Below are 21,843 nucleotides of genomic sequence, written 5' to 3' on the forward strand. Positions count from 1 at the left end.
ATTCCTCATGCCTCCATTATCCAAGAGGCTCCTGTCCTGAGGGGGGGACATTCTCTCGGTCCCGCTAAGGGATGACATTATCACAGTCCGGCGACAGGGTGGCGGATGGCGTATTGACAGACGGCGCGGAACAGGTATAATGCCCCTAATCCGAAATTTGATCGAAAAGGCGATGATGCGGGGCGCCGGGCTCGTCCGGAACTTTGCACACAGAGAGGAACGTCCATGGGCTGAGAGACGTTTCGTGTATGGGGCGAAGGCTGAAAACCCGTGGAGCTGGGGCGGAAACGGACGCGAGAAAATGTCTGCAACAGGCATTCATCGGTCTCGGGAGTACGTCCACGGAATGGCCCGCGTCAGAGGGCTCGAGAGGGGGACTGCAAGAGGTCCCCAAGCAGGGTGGTACCGCGTGCATACACGTCCCTACGGAGCATTCCGTAGGGACGTGTTCGTCTTCCGGGGCAGCTTCATATTTCAAAACCAAGGAGGTTTTCGCTATGACGTTCAAGGGAACAGGCACAGCGTTGGTCACCCCCTTCACCGATACGGGAATCGACTACGAGGGATTCGGCCGTCTGATCGACTGGCAGATCGAAAACGGGGTGGAGTTTCTGGTGGTGCTCGGAACGACGGGTGAAAGCCCTGTCGTGACCGAGACCGAGAGGGAGGAGATCGTGAAGTTCGCCGTGAAGCGCACCGCCGGAAGAGTCCCCGTCGTGATCGGAACCGGCGGAAACGATACGGGACACGCCGTCCACAACAGCCGGGCCGCCGGCAAACTGGGCGCCGACGCCGTCCTGGTCGTCACCCCCTACTACAACAAGCCCTCGCAGGAAGGGCTTTTCCAGCACTTCAAAACGGTCGCCGACGCCGTCGATGTCCCGGTCATCCTCTACAACGTCCCGGGGCGCACGGGGGTGAACCTGCTGCCGGAGACGGTCGTCCGCCTGTCTGAGGTCGAGAACGTCGTCGCCCTCAAGGACGCTTCGGGCAGCCAAGCCCAGGTGGACGAGACGCTGCGCAGGCTCAATCCCCTTCGGCCGGACTTTTCCATCCTCTCCGGCAACGACGATCAGGCCTTCCACCTGGTCAATGCGGGAGGCCACGGGGTCATCTCCGTGCTGTCCAACGTCGCTCCTCGCGAGACCTCGGATATGATCCGTGCCGCCCTCGACGGCCGGGTTTCGGAGGCCAGGAAGCTCCATATGCGTCTTTTTCCGTTGATGAAGAACCTCTTTATGGAAACCAGCCCCATGCCCGTCAAATATGCGGTCAGCCGCCTGGGCTTCTGCCGGAACACGCTGCGCCTGCCGCTGGTCGAATGCTCGGAGGCCTGCCGCATGCAGATCGACCGCGACATGCAGGAGTGTGGGCTGCTGGGGTAGATCCCGCTCCCCGGCCACGGAAACGGAAACGGATAAAATCCGCACCCTGAAGTGGCGGTGGCGGAAAAACGCGAAACGACCGAAAGGATGATGGCCATGTCCCAAGCCAGAATAGCGCTGTTCGGAGCCACCGGCGCCGTGGGCGCCGAAATGCTCAAAATCCTGGAGGAGCGGAGTTTTCCCATAGGGGATCTGCGCCTTCTGGCCTCCCATGGAGGCAGAACGGTCTCCTGGCGCGGCCGGGAGCGACCGGTGGAGGCCGTAGGCCCGGACAGCTTTCGTGATATCGACCTCGCCCTCTTTGCCGTGGACGGCGAGGTCAGCCGCACCTGGGCTCCCGAGGCGGTCCGGTCCGGGGCCGTGGTGATCGACAACTCGAGCGCCTTCCGGATGGACGACGACGTCCCGCTCGTGATCCCCGAGGTCAATCCGGAGGACATCGAAGGACACAGGGGGATCATCGCCAACCCCAACTGTTCCACGATCATCGCCCTAGTGGCGCTTCACCCCCTCCATCGGGCGGTCGGGATCAGGCGCCTCGTCGCCTCGACCTACCAGGCCGTGAGCGGCGCGGGAAAGGCCGGGCTGGAGGAGCTCCTGGAACAGACTCGAGCCTGGGCAAGGGGCGAGGAACCGCAGGTCTCCGCTTTTGCGTACCCGATCGCCTTCAACCTGATTCCGCATATCGACGCCTTCACGGAGAACGGCTACACCAAGGAAGAGCTGAAGATGCGGGACGAATCTCGAAAAATCCTTCATGCACCGGATCTGCGCGTCAGCTGCACCTGCGTGCGCGTGCCCGTGCAGCGCAGCCATTCCGAGGCATTGACGATCGAGACGGAACGCCCCCTGACCCCGGATGAGGCTCGCGAACTGTTGCGCAACGCCCCAGGCATACGGGTGGTGGACGATCCCTCCCGGAAGCTCTACCCCATGCCGCTCGACGCCTCGGATCAGGATCTGATCCACGTCGGACGCATCCGCGTCGACGAGAGTGCCGAGAGGAACGGCCTGGCCCTTTGGGTTTGTGGAGACCAGATCCGCAAGGGAGCCGCGACGAACGCCGTCCAGATCGCCGAGGCCCTTTGGCGAAGGAGGGCATGCTGAAAGACCGATCGCTCCACAAAACTTTTGCGGCACGAAAGAAGCCGGCCCGCATGGGACCGGCTTCATCATGTAAAATGAAGAAGCGTCAGAGGAAACTTCTGCGGTCTAGGGAGGCAAGGTATGAATCATCCCCGGGGAAATACGGCAGGTCCAGGCAAGATCCTTTTTCTCTGTTCCGATCTCGAAACCGGAGGCATCCAGCGCGTCGTCGTCAACCTGGCCAACGGGCTGGCAGAAAAAGGGATGGACATCGCCTGCGCCGTACTGCACCGGGGAGGGGCATTCCGCTCCCTGCTCTCGCCAAAGGTCCGACTCGACGAGCTGGGCTGCACCAGCCAGCCCCTCGCCCTGCTCTCCCCCTTTTCCGGCCTGTCCCGATATCTCGGGGGCCAGGGGCCGGGGACCGTCGTTTCCTTCGGGCACACGACAAACAATCTGGCGGCATGGAGCAAGATCCTTCGTCGACTCCAATTCCGGCTCGTAGCCTCGGAGCACAGCACCTTCGGTGCGCGTATGGCGGGCGATGCCTCCTTTCATCGCTGGCGCCGCACCGTGCGCGCCCGATTCCTCTACCGGCAAGCGGAGCTCTGCGTCTGTGTCTCCCAGGGAGTGGCGGACGACCTGCTCCGACTGAGGATCGTCCCCCCCTCAAAGGTCCGGGTCATCTACAATCCCATCGTGGACGCCTCCCTGGCGCATCGGGCAACCGAACCTGTCGAGCATCCTTGGCTGATGCCGGGATCGGTCCCCGTACTGCTGGCCGTTGGGCGCCTGATCCCTCTCAAGGGCTACGACGACCTGCTGCGGGCCTTTCGGCTGCTGACCCGGGAGCTCGGGATGAGCGCCAGGCTCGTCCTGCTGGGGAACGGCCCCGAGATGGGACATCTGCAGACACTGGCTTGCGATCTCGGCGTGTCGGAGGACGTCCATTTTGGCGGCTATGCACCGAACCCCTATTCCTGGATGGCGAAGGCGTCCGCTCTCGTGCTCTCCTCCCGCTGCGAGGGGTTCGCCAACGTCCTGGCGGAGGCCCTGGCCTGCGGAACCAACGTCGTCTCTACGGACTGTCCGAGCGGTCCTCGGGAGATTCTGGAGGACGGAAGATGGGGCCGGCTGGTCCCGGTGGGAGCGGTGGAGGCTCTGGCACACGCCATGCGCGAGACGCTTATCGCCCCTCTTCCCGGGGAAGTCCTTGCCTCCGCAGCGCAGCGTTTCTCCGTGGAGCATTCCGTATCCGCCTGGCACAAGCTGCTGTCGGAACCTCCATGTTCACGATGATAAAAAAGGAGGCCCAAGGCCGATGAGCATCGTTTGGCCCCGGGATGGCGACAGGGTTCTGTGGATTCGCTTCAGCGCCTTCGGCGATACGCTTCAGCTCGCCGCATCCGCGTTTGCCTTTAAAAAACGTTTCCCCAACACGCACCAAACGCTTCTGGTCTCCCCAGAGTTTGCCGAAATACTGAAAAAGCAGCCCTATATCGACGAGGTCCTCGTTTGGGACATCAAAAAGCGCCCATGGGATTTTTTCAAAGTCCTCTTCCGCATACGGAATCGCTTCGAGTGGCTGGTCAGCCGTCACCGCGTGGGAAGCGTGGCTTTACTGGCCCTGTTCAGCGGAATTCCCATGCGTCTGGGGTACAATCCCCTCCTCCAATTCGCCTATACCGCAACGCATTGGAAATATCTCGACATGCTGAAGGTGGATTTTTTCGGCTGTAGCGCCCCGGCAATTTTCGCCACGGAAGAGGATCTGAAGCAAGCCGATTTTCTGATGGGAAACTTGCCCCCGAAACGTCTTTTTGCGATCATAGGAGCCAGTACCCCCCAAAAGATGTGGCCTGTCCCCCATTGGATTTCCTTTCTCGAGCCCCTTATCGAGGAGGGATGGGGCATCGTTCTGATCGGCCATGGAGAAGGAGAGGCGACAATGGCACGGGAGATCTCAGATAAATTGCAAAGTGAGGCCGTCATGAATCTTGTCGGTCAAACCCCCTCCCCTTTGGCGGCTGCCGTGGCAAAAAACTGTACGGCTGCGGTGGGGAACGATACGGGGCCCCTTCATCTGGCGGCTTTGGTCGGCACTCCCACGCTGGGTTTTTTCGGGGTCACCGACCCTTGGGTGGTGCACCTGCGGATGCCCTGGTTCAAAGAACTGAGAGCTGCCTGCCCGGAAGCGGGCTGCTGGGATTACGGCTGTCCGAAGGATTGTCTCGCGGGCATTACCCCGAACAGCGCTCTTGCGGCCTTTCACGAAATGCTGCAAGACAAATTTTTGCCATTCCATCAGGAAGAGAGGCCTTTACAATGAGTATCGTTCGGCCCAAGGATGGGGACAGGGTCCTGTGGATTCGCTTCAGCGCCTTCGGCGATGTGCTTCAGGGCGCGGCCTCGGCCCGCGCCTTCAAGTCCGCCTACCCCGGAGTCGAACTGACCTTTCTCACCCGGGCGGAGTACGGCGACATCCTGAGCAAGCAGCCTTATATCGACAACCTCCTGTTTTGGGACATCAAGAAACACCCCTTGGATTTTTTCCGACTCCTGCGTCGCATACGAGGACACTACCAGTGGCTGGTCAGCATGCACCGCGGCGGAGCGGCCGCCCTGACGGCACTCTTCAGCAAGGCCCCCATCCGCCTGGGATACAACAGCGGCATGCAGTTCGCCTATACCACCACGCACTGGGAGTACCTGGATGCGCTGGGGGTGGACTTCACAAGCCGTCCCGAGCCCGCGATCTTCGCGACGGAGGAGGATCTGGAACAGGCGCGCTCCCTGCTGGCCCCCCTCCCTCCAAGGCGCCTGCTTGCGATCATCGGGGCCAGCAAGCCTCAGAAGTTCTGGCCCATCGCCCATTGGATCGAATTTTTGCGTCCTCTGATCGCGGAGGGGTGGGGCGTTGTGCTCAACGGGCACGGCCCCAAGGAGGCGGAGACGGCAAACGCGATCGCGGAAGCACTGCAGAGCCCGAGCGTCCTCGATCTGGTCGGACGCACGCCGTTTTCCCTCATGGCGGCGGTCGCGCGAATCTGTACGGCGGCGGTCGGGAACGACACCGGTCCGCTGCACCTCGCGGCTCTCGGCGGTACCCCGACCCTGGGTTTTTTCGGCGTCACGGACGCCTGGGAGATGAACTTTCGGATGCCATGGTTCCGGGAGGTGCGCGTACACTGTCCTCTGGCGGGTTGCCGCAACTATGATTGTCCTCTGGACTGCCTGGCGGACATCGAGCCTCGTCGGGCGCTGGCCGCCTTCAGGAAGATGGCCGACGGGGAATCCGGAACATGAGGGCGATCGCGGCCCTCATGGCACTGATACTGGCCGTTCTGACCCTAAAGAGAAAGACGCCTCAGCAGCTTCTCTACTCCCTGCTGCGCGAAACGGAGAAGGGGTTTCGGCGGATAAACATCCGTATCCCGGAGCTGGAGCGCCGCCTGGAGGAGAACAATCCCAAGCGCGCGCACCGATCTCCTTTCTGCAGGATGCGGGCGGGCGTGGAGCACCTTCCGGTTCTGCTGAACCTGCCGACCTCCGAGGGGTCCGGGGAAGCCACTCATCCCGACGTGCTGTACGAACCCCAGGGCTGGGGAAAGGGCAATTGGACCTGGCTGATGACGGCAAGCCCCTATCCCCTCGGGACCGATTACTTCGAAAACCCCGAGTTCTACGTCTCCCAAGACGGTCTGCTCTGGGAAGTGCCCGAGGGGCTTCAAAATCCCCTAGCCCGCGTTCCCGTCTATCCCAACCGCAAGGAGATCCGCAAAGAATTTCACTCCGATCCCTCGCTGTTGCTTCATGAGGGTATGCTCTTTCTTTACTATCGCTGGACTGCACTCCTCAACACCGGCGAGACGGAGAACCGCATTCTGCTGACGACATCCATGGATGGGGTACAATGGACCTCATCCGAGACGGTGTTGAGCGAACGACTCCCGACCGGGACGGACAGAAAATTTCTCTCCCCGAGCACCCTGGTGCTGAACGGTGTTCATGTGCTCTGGACCGTGGAGTGCGACGCGGGCGGGCGGGCGATCTTCCGGCGGGAAAGCGCGGACGGTTATCGCTGGAGCGCTCCGGAACGGACCGGGCTCGACGCAGCGTTACCCGGGGAGGCGCCTTGGCATCTGGACGTAGCCGCGGAGGAATCCGGCCGTCTGCTCCTGCTCCTGACCACGGCCAGGGAACGCGGACTCGACGCCGAGCTCCTCTGCGGATGGAGCGACGACGGCGGCCGTTCCTGGAGGGTTGTGGGAAAGCCTTTCGAACCCGGATATTTTTTCGAGAAAAAGAGGGTCTATCGCTCCTCCATCGTACCCATAAAGGGCGGGCCCCACAGATTATACTACTCGGCGATGGCCGGCGACGGAACCTGGCACATTGCGTCGCTCGACCTGAAAAAGGAGTTTTTCGGCAAGCCACGACACCACAAGGAGGCCTCATGAAAGAGAAAGAATTCCCGTCGCGTTATTCCGCTCTGCTCGAGACGTTCGGACCGGAAATGATCAGGAAGGAAACCCGTCACTGGCTCGTAACGGGCGCGGCCGGCTTCATCGGCTCGCATCTTCTGGAGGCCCTGCTCGCGTCAGGGCAAAGGGTCACGGGCCTGGACAACTTCAGCACCGGATATCGACACAACATCGAACAGGCGCTCGACGCCGCGGGAGGAGATGCCCGATCCCGCTTCCGATTTTTCGAGGGCTCCATAACCGATCCCGCCCTGTGCCGCTCGGCCTGCAAAGGGGTCGACTTCGTCCTGCACCAAGCCGCTTTGGCCTCCGTTCCCCTCTCCATGGAGCGCCCGCTGGAATTCAGCGCCGTCAACACGGAAGGGTTCGTCAACATTCTGGAGGCCGCCCGGGCAGAGGGCGTCCGTCGTGTAGTTTATGCTTCGTCCAGCGCCGTTTACGGAGACGATCCCCGACTTCCTAAGGAGGAGGATCAGCCGGGGCTCTGTCTCTCGCCCTACGCTTTGACCAAGGCGGTCAACGAGCTTTATGCGGAACTCTGGACGCGCACCTATGGGTTGGAGACCGTGGGGCTCCGTTATTTCAACGTATTTGGTCCCCGACAGGACCCCAACGGCGCTTACGCCGCCGTGATTCCCCGCTGGATCGACGCGGTTGGAAACGGCCGCTCGGTGGAGATCTACGGCGACGGGGGGGCCAGCCGCGATTTCTGCTCCATCCGGAACGTCGTCCTGGCCAATCTCCTTGCCGCAACCGCGGCGGAGGCGCCTGGGCACGTCTTCAACATCGCTTGCGGGGTACGGACAACGCTCGGAGAACTCTTGGAAAAGATCTGCGCCGTATTCGCGGCGGGTCGCAGCGTTTCCGTTCTTCACAGGCCGCCCCGACCGGGAGATGTCCTGCACTCCCTGGCCTCCATCGAACGGGCCGAAAAAATTCTGGGCTACGTGCCCCGCCTGACGTTGGAGGAAGGGCTCAGGGAGATGTCACGGCTGGCCTAGCTTTTCGTTCAGAGGATAGAGGATGAACGAACACAGCCCCTTCGTGCGAGGACGCGAAGGGGCTGTGTCTCATGTAAGGAAACGATTTGAGGATCTTCGGCCTAGGCCTGCTGCATTTCGACCTCGCCCTCCGCGACGGCCACGGAGACGGACACCTCTTCCGTTCCCTCAAGCACCTCGGTATCGGACGAGCACTCGGCAACCGACGGGGAAACGATGCTCCGAAAAGCGCTGGCTCCCGTCCCCGCGGGCACGAGGTGCCCGATGATGACGTTTTCCTTCAGACCGTGCAGAGGATCGAGCTGCCCCTTAACGGCTGCGCCCGCAAGAATCTGAGCCGTCTGCTGGAATGAGGCCGCACTCAGGAAGCTGTCCGTCGCCAGCGCCGCCTTGGTGATGCCATGGATGAAGGGCTTGCACTCGGGGCTCTCCCTGAGCTTGCGGACAAAGGTGACATCCCGGATCAGCAAGTGCGCATCGATCTTGGCGGAGAGCGGCCTCACGAAAATTTCTGCCGGATCGCGCTCGACGATGGCCTCCAGGACGTTTTTGTTGATCTCCTGTCCCGAGGCGAGGGCATCGACGCCCTCGGGAAGGACCATGTCCAAAAGGACCTTGCCGTACAACTTTGTGGAGAGGAAACGCGCAAAAAGATTCGATCTCACGCGAATGCCCTCTTTTGTCTCGATCGCCGCGATCTCGCCAAGCGCCAGCCCCTGGACGACGCGGGCATCGACGAACTGAGGGATCTCCGGAAGGGGATTTCCCTCCCGGTCGACGGCCTTCAGAAGCGACTTTCCCCAGATCTCGTCGTCATTCATCAGAGCGTTCCGGAACATGTCGACGACGCTGATGTGCTCGATATTGTGCCAGACCTTGATCTCTCTGACATCCCGGGAAGCGATAAGGTCGGCGGCTTCGCGAGTCAGCTGGGTATCCATGGAGAGCAGCGTCTCCCCATCGAACACGACATCCTCCGCCAGCCAGGCGGATCCCACCATTTTGTCCAGGATGTCCCTGTTTCGGACAAGTAAGGGGCGAGGGTCCCCGGACGTGATCAGGCGCAGGTGCCCCGCACTCAGCCGCTCGCCCTTGAGCACGCGCTTCTCCCCGTCCTCGAAGTCCTCGACCAGCTCCAGCCCCTCCATTTGTTTGCGGAAGGCCGCCTCGCCGATCACAACCTCGACATCGCGCCCCCGATGTTCGAGGGTGAGCACGGACAGCATCATCCCCGGCTTGAGCAGCATGCGTACCGCCATCTCATCCAGCGGCTTACCCAGCAAAGGCTGAATCTCCTCATGCATTTTTTCGGCCGACTTCAGCCGGTCCCCCATAAAAATACGCACGGCCTCCGCCACATAACGCTCGTTGTCCTCCCGGATGCCCCGCTCCGCCTCCTCGATGTCCCCGATCCAGACCAGGTCTCCCGCCACAAAGGAGGTGTCGCCCTCCTCGACGACACGCACCCGATTGAGAGGCGCGACCTTGCGCAGGATGACCTCGATGTGCTTGTTGTTGATCGAGACGCCCTGAGAGTGGTAGACGTACTGAATCTCGTCCACCAACATACGCTGAACGGCATCGATTCCGCTGACCTCGAGCAGCTGCTGAGGATCGATGCTTCCCTCGGTCAGGCGTGTCGTCGTCTCCACCTGCACCCCCTCCTCGATCCCCTCCCGAAGATCCTGAGAGGCGGGAATGGCGTGGACGATTCGCTCCGTACCATCGGCCGAGGCTACGATGACCTTGCGCTTGCCGTCCGAACTGCGGATCTCCTCCACAATCCCCTCCATGCCCGCGAGGAAGGCCACCTTACGAGGACGGCGCACCTCGAACAGCTGTTCGATGCGCGGCAAACCCTGGGTGATGTCCTCGGCCTGATGCACGCCGCCGGTGTGGAAGGTACGCATCGTCAGCTGCGTACCCGGCTCGCCGATCGACTGAGCCGCCACAACCCCCACGGCCTCCCCTATCGGGATCAGATGACGGGAGGAGAGGTCCATGCCGTAGCACTTCTGGCAGAGTCCGCGCTTCAGGGAACAGGAGAGCGGGCTGCGCACCCAGACCTCCTCGATGCCGCTTCGGTCGATGGCCACGGCCTTCTCGTAGGTGATGAGCTCCCCTGCACGGACAAGGACCTCCCCCGAGTCCGGAACGACGACGTCGTTCAGAGCGGTTCGCCCGGAAATACGGTCGGCGAGAGGAATCATGACCTTCTGCTCGCTCGTCAGAGGACGGATGCAGATCCCCTTTTCCGTGCCGCAGTCGTGCTCGGTGATGATGAGATCCTGGGCCACATCCACCAGGCGTCGCGTGAGGTAACCGGATTTGGCCGTCCGCAGCGCGGTGTCCGCAAGCCCCTTTCGAGCTCCGTGCGTGGAGATGAAATACTCCAGCATGTTCATGCCTTCGCGGAAGTTGGCCGTTATGGGATAGTCGATCGTCCGGCCCGTGGGGTCCGACATCAGGCCGCGGATTCCCGCCATCTGCCCCATCTGCCCCAGGCTTCCTCGCGCTCCGCTCTCCACCATCATCAGGACGGAGTTCCCGGGCGCCATATGTTCCGTAATTTTGTCGGCGATCTGCCGCGTCGCCCTGGACCAGAGTTTTCCCTTCTGGCTGAGGTATTCGTCGCGGGTCAGGAGCCCCATCTCGTAGTGCTCCTTGGCGACGTCGTCCTCCTTCCGCGTGGCCTCCGTGATCTCGGCCTTCTCCGGGGGAATGATGATGGACTTGACCCCGAAGCTGATCCCGCTCTTGGCCGCCCAGCGGTAGCCGAGCGACTTGATGGCATCCAGCATCTCCACGACATCCGCACGGTCGATACGGTCGTAGGCATCGTCCAAGAGCCGGCCGATGCTCTTCTTGTCGAGCTGATGGTTCACGTAGCAGAGCGGTCGCGCAATGATGCTGTTGAACAGGGCCCGGCCCGGAGAGGTCTCGAAAAACACGGTAGCCCCCTCGGGGATCCTGGCCTTGTCGAGCCCCTCGACGATCTCGACCTCTCCGCCCATTCCCCTGTACTTACGCCGCCCCCTCGGAGTGGTATTCCAGGAGGCGTCCTCCTGAAGCCAGACCGAGGCATTGACATGAACGACCCCATGATCGAAGGCCGAGAGGAGATCCTCGATGCTCGAAAAATGCATCCCCTCCCCCTGCATATCGGGCCGCATGTCCGTCAAATAATAGATGCCGAGCACGATATCCTGCGTCGGCGTCACGACGGGACGTCCGCTGGCCGGCGAAAGGAGGTTGTTCGCCGAGAGCATCAGGAGTCGGGCCTCGGCCTGGGCCTCCAGGGACAAAGGCACGTGGACGGCCATCTGGTCCCCGTCGAAATCCGCATTGAAGGCCGTACAGACCATGGGGTGCAGTCGGATGGCCTTGCCCTCCATCAATACCGGCTCGAAGGCCTGGATGCCCAGGCGGTGCAGAGTCGGGGCCCGGTTCAGCATGACGGGATGATCCTTGATGATCTCCTCGAGAATCCCCCAAATCTCCTCACGGCCCCGCTCGATAATGCGTTTGGCGCTCTTGACGTTCGGCGCAAGGCCACGGTCCACGAGCTGACGAACGACGAAAGGCTTGAACAGTTCAAGCGCCATCTGCTTCGGCAATCCGCACTGATAGATCTTGAGCTGGGGGCCGATGACGATGACCGAGCGTCCGGAGTAGTCCACGCGCTTGCCCAGCAGGTTCTGACGAAAACGTCCCTTCTTGCCCCGAAGAAGATCCGTGAGGCTTTTCAGAGGACGATTCCCCGCGCCCAGCACCGCTTTGCCCATACGACCGTTGTCGATCAAGGCGTCCACGCACTCCTGAAGCATGCGTTTTTCGTTGCGGATGATGATCTCCGGGGCCCGAAGCTCCTGGAGTTTTTTCAGGCGGTTGTTGCGGTTGATGACCCGACGGTAGAGGTCGTTCAGGTCGGAGGTCGCGAAACGGCCTCCGTCCAGCTGCACCAAGGGACGCAGGTCCGGAGGAATGACGGGCAGGACGTTCAGGATCATCGACTGCGCCGACGAGGTGCTCTTCCTGAAGTCCTCCGCAACCTGAAGACGTTTGACCAGCTTGCGTTTTTTCTGGCCGCTGCTCTCGGCCACCTCCTCCCGCAGGGAAGCGGCGAGAAGGTCGAGGTCCAGCCGATCGATCATGGTCTGGACTCCATCGGCTCCGATGCCGGACTCGAACTTTTTGTCGTAGGCCTGACAAAGAGCCTGCTGACGATCGTAGATCACCTCGGCCCTTGCGAAGGGCGAGGCTCCCGGCTCGACCACGAGGTAGCAGGGGTCGTCTATGGTGATGCCCCAGCGGACGGCGGTAAACCGACCGGGGTACTTCTGCTGGAAGAGATCGAACTCGCTTTTGGAGATGATGTTCCCCTTGGCGAAGGGCAGCTTGAGCGCCGCCGTCACGATGAAGGCCTCGTTGTTGGAAACGCGGGCGCGTCGAAACGCCTCCCCCGCAGCCGGGTGCTCCTCCACCACCGACATGGGGACGATGTCCCCAACCTTGAAGTTCAGTCCCTCAACCTCCGCTGCCAGTTCGAACGCAGGCTCAACCTTGAAAATCTCGTCGCCGTAGTCCGCCTTGAAGCGGGCCACCTGCTGAGCCGTCAGGACATCCCCCTCGCCGACGGGAATGTTGTCCACGCTCTCCAGCGAGAAGGCCTCCTCGGCCCGAAACTTCGGGTCATAGTGCGCGTGGACCTTCATCTCGCTCTCGGAGATGATGGATTCCTTACGGACCAGATCCGTGCGTCGTCCCTCGGTCACGACCTTCCAGGCCCCCTCCTTTTTGCGGGTGGGGGCAAAGTAGACGACCTTTTCCAGATCCTTTGCACTCGTACCGAGAAGCAGGCTGAGCCGGCTCGGAATGCCACGAAGGTACCAGATGTGGACGACGGGGACGGCCAGTTCGATATGTCCCATCCGCTCGCGCCGGACGCGATTGTCGGTGACCTCCACGCCGCAGCGGTCGCAGATGATGCCCCGGAACTTGGGGCCGCTTCGTTTGTATTTGCCACAGGCGCACTCGTAGCTGCGGGTCGGCCCGAAGATGCGCTCGCAGAAGAGTCCGTCCTTTTCCGGACGCAGCGTGCGATAGTTGATGGTCTCCGGCTTCTTGACCTCGCCGCTCGAAATCTCGCGGATACGCTCCGGCGTCGCCAGCTTGATCCTAACGCCGACTATCTCTTTTCGCGCCATATCCCGTCAGTCTCCTTCTTCCTCGTCCTCGACCAAAGAGAGCCCCTCCGCCAGAGCTTCCTTGTCATCCATGAAGATGTCCGGCACATCAAAGATGTCCCCCTGTTCCTCGGAGTCATCCGCCCGGGGATCGACCGGTTTTGGCGCATCCTCGTCGAAGACGGCCGGAATGGTGCGCGCCCCCGCGTAAGCCCCTCGCTCGTCATCGTCGTCGTCCAGGGTCATTCCGCCAACCGAACCGTCGTCGTACTGGACCTCGACATCCAAGCCCAATCCCTGAAGCTCCTTGACCAGGACTCGGAAGCTCTCGGGAACACCGGGCTTGACCAGGCTCTGCCCCTTGACGATGCGTTCGTAGGTCTTATCGCGGCCTCGGATGTCGTCCGACTTGACGGTCAGCATCTCCTGAAGCACGTTCGCCGCACCATACCCCTCCAGAGCCCAGACCTCCATCTCCCCGAAGCGCTGGCCCCCGAACTGGGCCTTTCCGCCCAGAGGCTGCTGGGTGATCAGGCTGTAGGGCCCCGTGGAGCGGGCATGGATCTTGTCGTCCACGAGGTGAATCAGTTTGAGCATGTACATGCAGCCGATGGTGACCTTCTTCTCCATGAGCTCGCCCGTACGGCCGTCGCGAAGCGCAATCATGCCGTCCTCGGTGAGATCGGGATACTTTCGGGCTGCGAGGTCCTTCATGTTCTCGAAGATCTCCGACTCCTGGGCCCCCTCGAAGACGGGGGTAGCGACGTGCCACCCATTATGGACGGCGACGAACCCCATGATGGTCTCGAGGACCTGCCCCAGGTTCATGCGGCTGGGGACGCCCAGAGGGTTGAGGACCACGTCGACAGGCGTGCCGTCGGGCAGATAGGGCATGTCCTCGACGGGCAGAATCCGGCTCACCACACCCTTGTTCCCGTGGCGCCCCGCCATCTTGTCGCCCACCGTGATCTTGCGCCACTGGGCCACGTAGACCTTGACGGTCCGGATGACGCCCGGGCTCAGTGCCTCGGGGTTGTCCTTCCGCTCCATCTGCTTGACCGCGACCACCTTGCCCCGCGAGCCGTGGGGCAGCTTCAGGGAGTTGTCCCGGACCTCCCGGGCCTTCTCGCCGAAGATGGCGCGCAAAAGCTTCTCCTCGGGGGTCTGGTCCGACTCCCCTTTGGGCGTCACCTTCCCCACCAGGATATCGCCCGAGTTCACCTCGGCTCCGATGCGAATGATCCCCGTGTCGTCGAGGTTGCGCAGCATGTCCTCTCCGACGTTCGGAATGTCGCGGGTGATCTCCTCGGGCCCCAGCTTCGTCTCACGGGCATCGATCTCGTACTCCTCGATGTGCATCGAGGAGAACTTGTCCTCCTTCACCAGATTCTCGCTCAGGAGAATGGCGTCCTCGAAGTTGTACCCCTCCCAGGGGACAAAGGCGACAAGGACGTTCTGTCCCAGCGCCAGCTCTCCGTTGTCCACAGCCTGGCCGTCGGCGATGATCTCGCCCTTCTGCACCATGTCCCCTTTAGAGACCAGGGGACGCTGGTGGATGACCGTACACTGGTTGGAACGGCGGAACTTGATGAGGTTGTAGACGCGCACGTTGCCCTTCTTGGAACGGATCTCGATGCGCTCCGAATCCACCCACCGCACCTCGCCGGACTCCGCCGCCACGACGCAGGACCCGGAGTCCTTGGCGATGCGGTGCTCGATGCCGGTCCCCACGACCGGGGCCTCGGGCAGGAGCAGGGGCACGGCCTGACGCTGCATGTTGGAGCCCATCAGGGCCCGGTTGGCGTCGTCGTGCTCCAGAAAGGGGATCAAGGCCGTCGAGGAGGAGACGATCTGCTTGGGAGAGACGTCCATGTAATCGACCTGATCGGTCGGAATCGTGTCGACGTCGTCCTGATGACGGGTCGGGCACTCCGCGCCCTCGATGGTCACCCCATCCTCCTCCAGAGGAGTGTTGGCCATGGCCACGTAGTAGTTGTCCTCGTCGTCGGCGGACAGGAACTCGATACTCCCCGTAAGCTTGCCGTTTTTAACCTTACGACGCGGCGTAATGAGGAAGCCGTGCTCGTTCAGGCGGGCATAGGTCGTCAGAGAGGACACCAGACCAATGTTCGGGCCCTCGGGGGTCTCGATGGGGCAGACGCGGCCGTAGTGCGTGTAATGGACGTCACGGGCCTCGAACCCGGCTCTCTCCCGACTGAGGCCGCCGGGCCCCAGCGCGGAGAGACGGCGGCGATGCGTCACCTCGGCAAGCGGGTTCGTCTGGTCCATAAACTGGGACAACTGGCCCGATCCATAAAATTCCCGAAGCGCGGCAGCGATGGGGCGAACGTTGATCAGTTCCCGTCCCATCGCCGTGTTGAGGTTCGGCAATGTGGTCATCCGCTCCCGTGCAATGCGCTCCATGCGCAGAAGTCCGATCCGAATCTGGTTCTGAAGCAGCTCGCCGATGGAACGTACCCTTCGGTTGCCCAGATGGTCGATGTCGTCGCTCTTCTTGTCCAAGGCCCTCATGGCAAACATTTCACGAACGATCGCGACCAGGTCGTCGAGCGTCAGGAGACGCGTATCCTCGGAGATGCCGAGCCCCAGACGGCGATTCAGCTTGTAGCGTCCGACCCGGCCCAGCGTGTAGCGTCTCGGGTCGAAGAAGAGGGTCCTCAGGTACTCGCGGGCGTTTTCGACGCGTGCCGGCTCGTTGGGACGCAGGCGGCGAAAGATCTCCTGCATCGCCTCATCGGCGCTTTGAGTGGGATCTTTCTCCAGGGTCATCGCCAGGGAGGGGTCGAGACCCAAGACATCGATGCCGCCGCGACCGCCGGGATTGAGCTGATAGAGGTCCTCCAGAATCTCACGCGTAATGGGACGGCCCCGGGCGACGAGCACGTTGCCGTCGGGGTCCATCACGTCCGAGGCCGACAGCCGGCCCCGCATGTCGTCCCCGAATTCCATAAAGGTGGGCTCCGCCCCGAAGAGGGAAATGATCTCGTCGTTGTTGCCGGCCCCGAAGGCCTTGAGCAGAAGGCTGACCGGAAGTTTTTTTCTGTTGTCGATATTGACCGAGACGATCTCACCCGGTGCTGTCGCAAAGTCCAGCCAGGCCCCGCGATCCGGGATGAGCTTGGCCGAACAGGCATCCTGCCCCGGATTGTCCCCGCGATTGAAATAAACGCCCGCGGAGCGCGCGAGCTGATTGATGACAACGCGCTCGGTCCCGTTGATGATAAAGGTTCCCCTGTCCGTCATCACGGGAAAGTCGCCAAGGAAGATCTCCTCTTCCTTGATCTCCTGTGTTTTGGTGTTGGCAAGGCGAATTGTGGCTCGAATGGGACGCGCCCAGGTCATATCCCGCTGCCGGGCCTCTTCCTCCAGGAGGTTGGGGCTGTCGATGTAATAACGGACGAATTCGAGGGCAAATTGACCGTCGTAGCTCTCGATCGGAAAGATCTCGTGCAGCAGCTCCTGTAGCCCCTGCATCGCACGAGCATCCGGCGCCACGTCGTCCTGATAGAACCATCGGTAGGAATCTCGCTGCACCTCGATCATGTCGGGCATTTCGACAAGATCGCGCGCACGGCCGAAAGTGTAACGTTGTCTTTTTTTGCTTACCGGAACGAACTCGGGCATGGTACTGAAGGACCTCCCTTGCCAGATGGGGAAATTTGTGCCGAATTACCATAATAACAAAAGGATATAGCCCTGTCAACCGACACGACTATATCCTTTTCGAGTTTTATATGGTGCCCGAGAGAGGACTCGAACCTCCACAGCCTTGCGACTACTAGAACCTGAATCTAGCGCGTCTACCAATTCCGCCACCCGGGCTTGAAACAAGAGGTATTCTAGCAAGCTCCGAACCATTTGGCAAGGGGGCAAAAATATTTTTCCCGTTCAGAGGTCGAGGCGCCCATCGCTGCGTGCAAAGGACAGGTCAGGAAGCATGTGCCTCAGCCGTTCGGCCACCACTGCACCCAGAAGGCATTTGAGAAGATCCCCCGGCAGGGGCACCAGGAAGCAGTAATAGAACAGGGCCTTGACGCCAAACGGTGTTCCGACGTAATAATTGGTGATCGGGTAGTAATAGGCCATTCCCATGGCGTAGAGCACCACAAGGTTGGCCAGCCCGGCGATCATCCAGGTCTTGAATCCCGGCCTGAGCCGCTCTGCAACGAAACCGGCCACCCAGGCCCCCGCGATGAACCCGACGAGATATCCGAACGTGGGGTGCAGCACGTAGGCGATACCGCCACTGCCTCCGGCAAAAATGGGCAGGCCGGCAAGCCCCGCGACGACGTAGCCCGTCGCGGCAAACGCTCCGAGCCTTCGCCCCAGGATCAGCCCCGCCAGGTTCACGAAAAAAAATTGCAACGTCAGAGTGAGCATGGGCAGCGGTATCCGCATATAGGCCCCCACTGCGATCAGGGCGGAAAAAAGAGCGCACAGCACAAGTTCGCGTACAGAAAGAGTTTTTCTTCCGTTCAAGACATATCCCTCCCGAGGATCGGGGAACCCAGTCCCCCTTCGGTTGCGACAGAGCGCATCTCATATTTTGGAGGCCCTTGAGAAGGACGCACCTCATAGACCTCTCCGGAGCGCAGGACCGCCGTCTCTCCCGATCGGTCACGGACGATCAGTCCCCCACCGACATCAATATCCAACGCGTGCCCGTGGTGTTCCACCCCATCCCGAAGATAGCGGATCTCGCGTCCCAAAAGCAGGGAGCGGTCCCGATAGAGTCGCATCAGCTCCGGGGCATCGAGCCGCTCCTGATACTTCATCAAGCGTTCCGCGATTCCCGCCGCCAGACAGTCCCTGCGCACAGTTTCCGAGGAGAGGGAGCCCGCTACGTCACGGAGCTCGGGAGCAAACGCCTTCGTTTTCACATTGAGCCCTATGCCAACCACTACTGTCTCCACCGACCCGCTCTCCACATCGCTGACCGCCTCTGTGAGGATGCCGCAGATCTTGCGCTCTGCGCCGTCCTGCCCCTCCAAAAACACGTCGTTCACCCACTTGATGCGCGGGCTGGCCTCCGTCAGGCTTTCGATGGTCCGGCACACCGCAACGGCCGCCGCCACGGTCACCAGAACAAACCGCTCCATCTCGACGTGGGGCCGTAAAATCAGGCTCATGTAAAGCCCCGTACCAGCAGGAGAAAAGAACGAGCGCCCTCTCCGACCGCGCCCGGCCGTCTGGCTGTCCGCGACGATCAGCGTACCGTGCTCCGCTCCGGAAAGCGCCAGCTCCTTCGCATAGGTGTTGGTCGAACCCACAGAAGCAAGACAGATGATGCGGCGAATCGGAGCCCCCTTCGAGAGCCGAGCTCGAATCCCCTCCTCGGTCAGCACGTCGCTGCCCGCCTCAAGACGATACCCCCTGCGCGGCGCCGCCCCAATTTTGTGCCCCTCATTCCGCAGGGCCTTCACCGCCTTCCAGACCGAGACCCGCGAGACAAAAAGCCGTTCCGCAATAAACTCGCCGGACAAATTCTCGCCCCGGTGTTCTTCCAGCAATCTCAAGACGTCCTCTCGGATCGCCATCGCTTCTTCCCTCGCTTTCTGGCTTCCGAAGAAAAGGTATACCACAGCGAGGAATTATTGTAAACCCAAAAACACATTTTATGGGTTACAATTCTTCCCTTCCTTTAACAGACCCTTAAAGAAACACAAGGGGGTATCTCGACATCTTTCGGATGCGCTACAATAGCCAATAGCGAAGACGGAAAGGCTCAGAGAGCTAAAAACGCTCTCATGAATTTGCACGCCGCCGGAAGGCGGTCCAGCGTCTCCCTCCGCTTTCGGTGATTTTCTTGATCCGTCGGAAGGAACCGTCAAAAAAAGGAACAAGGAGTGGAATTCGTGCCTCAAGGAAAGAGAATCCTCGCCCTCGCAGTTCTCTCGCTGTCCGCATGGGGCGTCTGGTATGCGTTTTTCAGAGAAAAGCCGGTCGTTTACGACCTCCAGACCGAACAGGCCGCGATGGGCGACATCACTGCAACGGTGACCGCCAGCGGCAGGATGAACGCCATTTCCGTGGTGGAGATCGGCACACAGGTCTCGGGAACGGTCCGGGAAATTTACGTGGACTACAACTCGCCCGTCAGCGCCGACCAGCTCATCGCCATGATCGATCCTACCATCCTGAAACTTCAGCTGAGCGAGCTTCAGGCCAACCTTGCAGTTGCCAGAGCAGGAGTCGAGAGCGCCGGGGCGGCTCTCTCGGATGGAGAACGCAAACTGAAGCGCAATCGCGAGCTTTATGCCCGCAAACTCATTGCGAAAAGTGAGCTCGAGGAGAGCGAGACGGGCGTACAGATGAAGCGGGCGCTCCTTCGGGAGGCCCGATCCCGGGTCTCCCAGGCGGAGGCGGCGGTCGCGCGGGGTCGGACCAACCTGAACCATACCCGCATCGTATCCCCGGTGAACGGCGTAGTCGTCTCCCGCAAGGTGGACGTCGGCCAGACGGTCGCCGCCAGCTTCCAGACTCCGACCCTATTCAGCATCGCGCAGGACCTCACAAAAATGCAGATCGACACCAACGTCGATGAGGCCGATATCGGGCGCGTGGCGGAGGGACAGAGCGTCTCTTTTCGGGTTGACGCCTTCCCGGAGGAGACTTTCGAAGGACGGGTCGTCCAGGTTCGCATCGCTCCGCAGACCGTAGATAATGTGGTCACTTATACTGTGGTCATCCACGTCGACAACGGCGAGCTGAAGCTGAAGCCCGGGATGACCGCCAACGTCTCCATCGAAACCTCGAGGCGGAAGAACGTTCTGAGAGTCCCCGCAGCGGCTTTGCGATTCTCGCCGCCGCAGCCGCTGCTTGAACAGACGTCTCCGGACCGTTCCGGCCCCCGCTCCAGGCCCGCTCCCAACGAGGGCTTCGTATGGAGCGCACGCGACGGCAAGTTGGAACGGAAGATCGCCATCGTCACTGGGATAACGGACAATCGCTGGGTGGAAGTCCTCTCCGGAGACATCGGAAGCGGCGACACCCTGGTGATCAACGCCCTCGTCCCCGGAACCCCGCGTTCCCCGGGACGCAGGCCCTTCTAGCCATGCCCCTGATCGAGGTACAAAACCTGACCAAGGTCTATGCGACCGGAGACGTGGAGCTGCGCGCACTCGAGGGCGTCTCCTTTTCCGTCGATCGCGGCTCATTCGTCTGTGTGATGGGCCCCTCGGGATCGGGAAAATCCACTATGATGAACATCCTGGGATGCCTCGATGTGCCGACCTCAGGCAGCTATCGCTTGGACGGCATCGACATGGGAGACCGCAGCAAGGCGGAACTGGCGCAGATTCGCAACCAAAAACTGGGTTTTGTGTTTCAGGGGTTCAACCTTCTGCCCAGGGCAAACGCGACGGAAAACGTGGAGCTTCCGCTACTCTACCGGAACGTTCCCGCCGCAAAACGGCGCAAGGCCGCGATAGAGGCATTGGAACGCGTCGGACTGGGACACAGGCTCAATCATCGCCCCGCTCAGATGAGCGGGGGACAACAACAGCGCGTGGCCATTGCACGCGCTCTCGTCGCCCGGGCCTCCGTTATCCTCGCCGACGAACCGACGGGCAACCTGGATACGCAGACCAGCTCGGAGATCATGACGCTTTTCTCCGAACTCAATCAGGAGGGAATCACCCTCGTTCTGGTGACGCACGAACCGGACATCGCCGCTTGGGGGCACCGGATTCTGCATTTCCGCGACGGTCGCCTGATCGCCGACGATCCAGTCCCCCTGAAAGGGCATCCCGTCAACGAAGCAGAGTAGCGTTGTCCTCCCGCCCGGCTCTCAGGGCGTAATCGCGCGCCGTCCTGCCCGACCGACTCGAAAGAGACATCAGTGCGCCATGTTCCAGCAACACCCGAACAAGCTCCGGAGCTCCCTGTGCGGCGGCGGCCATCAGCGGCGTGGCCCCCTCGTCCCCGTGGAAAGTAAAACTTTCGTTGACATCGGCCCCGGCATCCAATAAGCGGCGGACCTTCTCCGGGGAAGGATATGGAGAAGCAACCGCCGAGATCAAGGGACCGCATCCCTGCGCATTCTTCAGGCGGACGTCCGCACCATGGGACAGGAGAGCCTCCAGTTGACGAATCGAAGCCGCCCCACGGACCACAGCATCAAGGGGGCGCTCCCCCTGCACGAGGCCATTGGGGTCCGCTCCCAGCTCGAGGAGGAGGTCCGTAACCTCTGTAAAAGGAGCCCCCTTCCGGAGTGAAAGGACGAGGGGCGTTTCGCCATCCGGCGCCGGAGCATCGACCTCGGCCCCGGCCGCCACAAGAAGGCGGAGGATCTCGAGATGCATGGAAAGGGGAGCATCCAGTCCCGCACGAACCGTACAGTACAGAGGCAAAAGGCCGTATTCGTCCGGAATGTTCGGATCAATGCCCCCCGCAAGGGAGCTTCGAACCGCCGCCACATCGCCCAAGGCACAGGACAGGGTAAGTGAGGCCGCGTCGGAAGAAAACGGGGAAAAAAGCAAAAGAAAAACAATAAAAAGAGGGAGCCGGCTTCTCATTTCTCAAGCCTCCTCGTCCAAGCCGAATGAAAAAATTATAGCAAAACAAGCGGAAAATTTCGTTTTGTGTCAAGGGACAGAGAAAATGTCATGGTTGAAAGGGTGAAATGGGACAGAGAAAATGTCATCCCCCCCGGCCTTGCTTCCTGCTCAAGTTGCATTGA

Annotated in this window: 14 protein-coding genes and 1 tRNA gene; 9 read left to right on the forward strand and 6 right to left on the reverse strand. The window is 61.3% G+C overall.

Annotated features, from left to right (window positions below; genetic code table 11):
* Positions 1 to 497 precede the first annotated feature (497 nt).
* From dapA to EII26_RS11975, 7 genes are all read left to right on the forward strand, one after another.
* Positions 498 to 1,385 carry a 4-hydroxy-tetrahydrodipicolinate synthase gene (dapA, locus tag EII26_RS11945; RefSeq protein ID WP_124889391.1) on the forward strand — a complete coding sequence of 296 codons (888 nt, stop codon included), beginning with the start codon at positions 498 to 500 and terminating at the stop codon, positions 1,383 to 1,385.
* Between the two features lie 57 nt (positions 1,386 to 1,442).
* Complete coding sequence (locus EII26_RS11950; protein WP_233572743.1) at positions 1,443 to 2,492, forward strand: aspartate-semialdehyde dehydrogenase; 1,050 nt, start codon at positions 1,443 to 1,445, stop codon at positions 2,490 to 2,492.
* 120 nt (positions 2,493 to 2,612) lie between these two features.
* A complete protein-coding gene (locus EII26_RS11955; protein WP_124889392.1) occupies positions 2,613 to 3,770 on the forward strand; it encodes a glycosyltransferase in 1,158 nt (385 codons plus the stop codon).
* A gap of 22 nt (positions 3,771 to 3,792) precedes the next feature.
* A complete protein-coding gene (locus EII26_RS11960) occupies positions 3,793 to 4,800 on the forward strand; it encodes a glycosyltransferase family 9 protein (protein ID WP_124889393.1) in 1,008 nt (335 codons plus the stop codon).
* Positions 4,797 to 5,777 (forward strand): glycosyltransferase family 9 protein, encoded by a 981-nt coding sequence (locus EII26_RS11965; protein WP_124889394.1) that lies wholly within the window; start codon positions 4,797 to 4,799, stop codon positions 5,775 to 5,777. Before EII26_RS11960 ends, EII26_RS11965 begins: the two co-directional genes overlap by 4 nt.
* Positions 5,774 to 6,931, forward strand: coding sequence for a hypothetical protein (locus tag EII26_RS11970; protein ID WP_124889395.1), 1,158 nt, complete (start codon positions 5,774 to 5,776; stop codon positions 6,929 to 6,931). The genes EII26_RS11965 and EII26_RS11970 overlap by 4 nt, the downstream gene beginning before the upstream one ends.
* Positions 6,928 to 7,956: an SDR family oxidoreductase gene (locus EII26_RS11975; protein WP_233572744.1), complete on the forward strand. Its 1,029-nt coding sequence runs from the start codon at positions 6,928 to 6,930 to the stop codon at positions 7,954 to 7,956. The genes EII26_RS11970 and EII26_RS11975 overlap by 4 nt, the downstream gene beginning before the upstream one ends.
* Positions 7,957 to 8,057: 101 nt before the next feature.
* On the opposite strand, the gene rpoC is transcribed toward EII26_RS11975, so the two are convergent.
* The 5 genes from rpoC to EII26_RS12000 all read right to left on the reverse strand — a co-directional run bounded on the left by rpoC (position 8,058) and on the right by EII26_RS12000 (position 18,679).
* Complete coding sequence (rpoC, locus tag EII26_RS11980; RefSeq protein ID WP_124889397.1) at positions 8,058 to 13,163, reverse strand: DNA-directed RNA polymerase subunit beta'; 5,106 nt, start codon at positions 13,161 to 13,163, stop codon at positions 8,058 to 8,060.
* Between the two features lie 6 nt (positions 13,164 to 13,169).
* Positions 13,170 to 16,787 (reverse strand): DNA-directed RNA polymerase subunit beta, encoded by a 3,618-nt coding sequence (gene rpoB / locus EII26_RS11985; protein ID WP_124889398.1) that lies wholly within the window; start codon positions 16,785 to 16,787, stop codon positions 13,170 to 13,172.
* 111 nt (positions 16,788 to 16,898) lie between these two features.
* A tRNA-Leu gene (locus EII26_RS11990) sits at positions 16,899 to 16,985 on the reverse strand.
* A gap of 66 nt (positions 16,986 to 17,051) precedes the next feature.
* Complete coding sequence (locus tag EII26_RS11995; RefSeq protein ID WP_233572745.1) at positions 17,052 to 17,642, reverse strand: biotin transporter BioY; 591 nt, start codon at positions 17,640 to 17,642, stop codon at positions 17,052 to 17,054.
* Complete coding sequence (locus tag EII26_RS12000) at positions 17,639 to 18,679, reverse strand: biotin--[acetyl-CoA-carboxylase] ligase (RefSeq protein ID WP_158612322.1); 1,041 nt, start codon at positions 18,677 to 18,679, stop codon at positions 17,639 to 17,641. Before EII26_RS12000 ends, EII26_RS11995 begins: the two co-directional genes overlap by 4 nt.
* A gap of 339 nt (positions 18,680 to 19,018) precedes the next feature.
* On the opposite strand from EII26_RS12000, the gene EII26_RS12005 reads away from it, so the two are divergent.
* A complete protein-coding gene (locus EII26_RS12005) occupies positions 19,019 to 20,215 on the forward strand; it encodes an efflux RND transporter periplasmic adaptor subunit (protein ID WP_124889400.1) in 1,197 nt (398 codons plus the stop codon).
* A 2-nt stretch (positions 20,216 to 20,217) separates the two neighbouring features.
* On the forward strand, positions 20,218 to 20,931 hold the full coding sequence (locus EII26_RS12010) for an ABC transporter ATP-binding protein (RefSeq protein WP_124889401.1): 714 nt from the start codon (positions 20,218 to 20,220) through the stop codon (positions 20,929 to 20,931).
* Here EII26_RS12010 and EII26_RS12015 read toward each other — a convergent pair.
* Positions 20,915 to 21,679, reverse strand: coding sequence for an ankyrin repeat domain-containing protein (locus EII26_RS12015; RefSeq protein WP_124889402.1), 765 nt, complete (start codon positions 21,677 to 21,679; stop codon positions 20,915 to 20,917). The genes EII26_RS12010 and EII26_RS12015 overlap by 17 nt on opposite strands.
* Positions 21,680 to 21,843: the final 164 nt, after the last annotated feature.

This window comes from Fretibacterium sp. OH1220_COT-178 (assembly GCF_003860125.1).
In the GTDB taxonomy this organism is placed as follows: Bacteria; Synergistota; Synergistia; order Synergistales; family Aminobacteriaceae; genus CAJPSE01.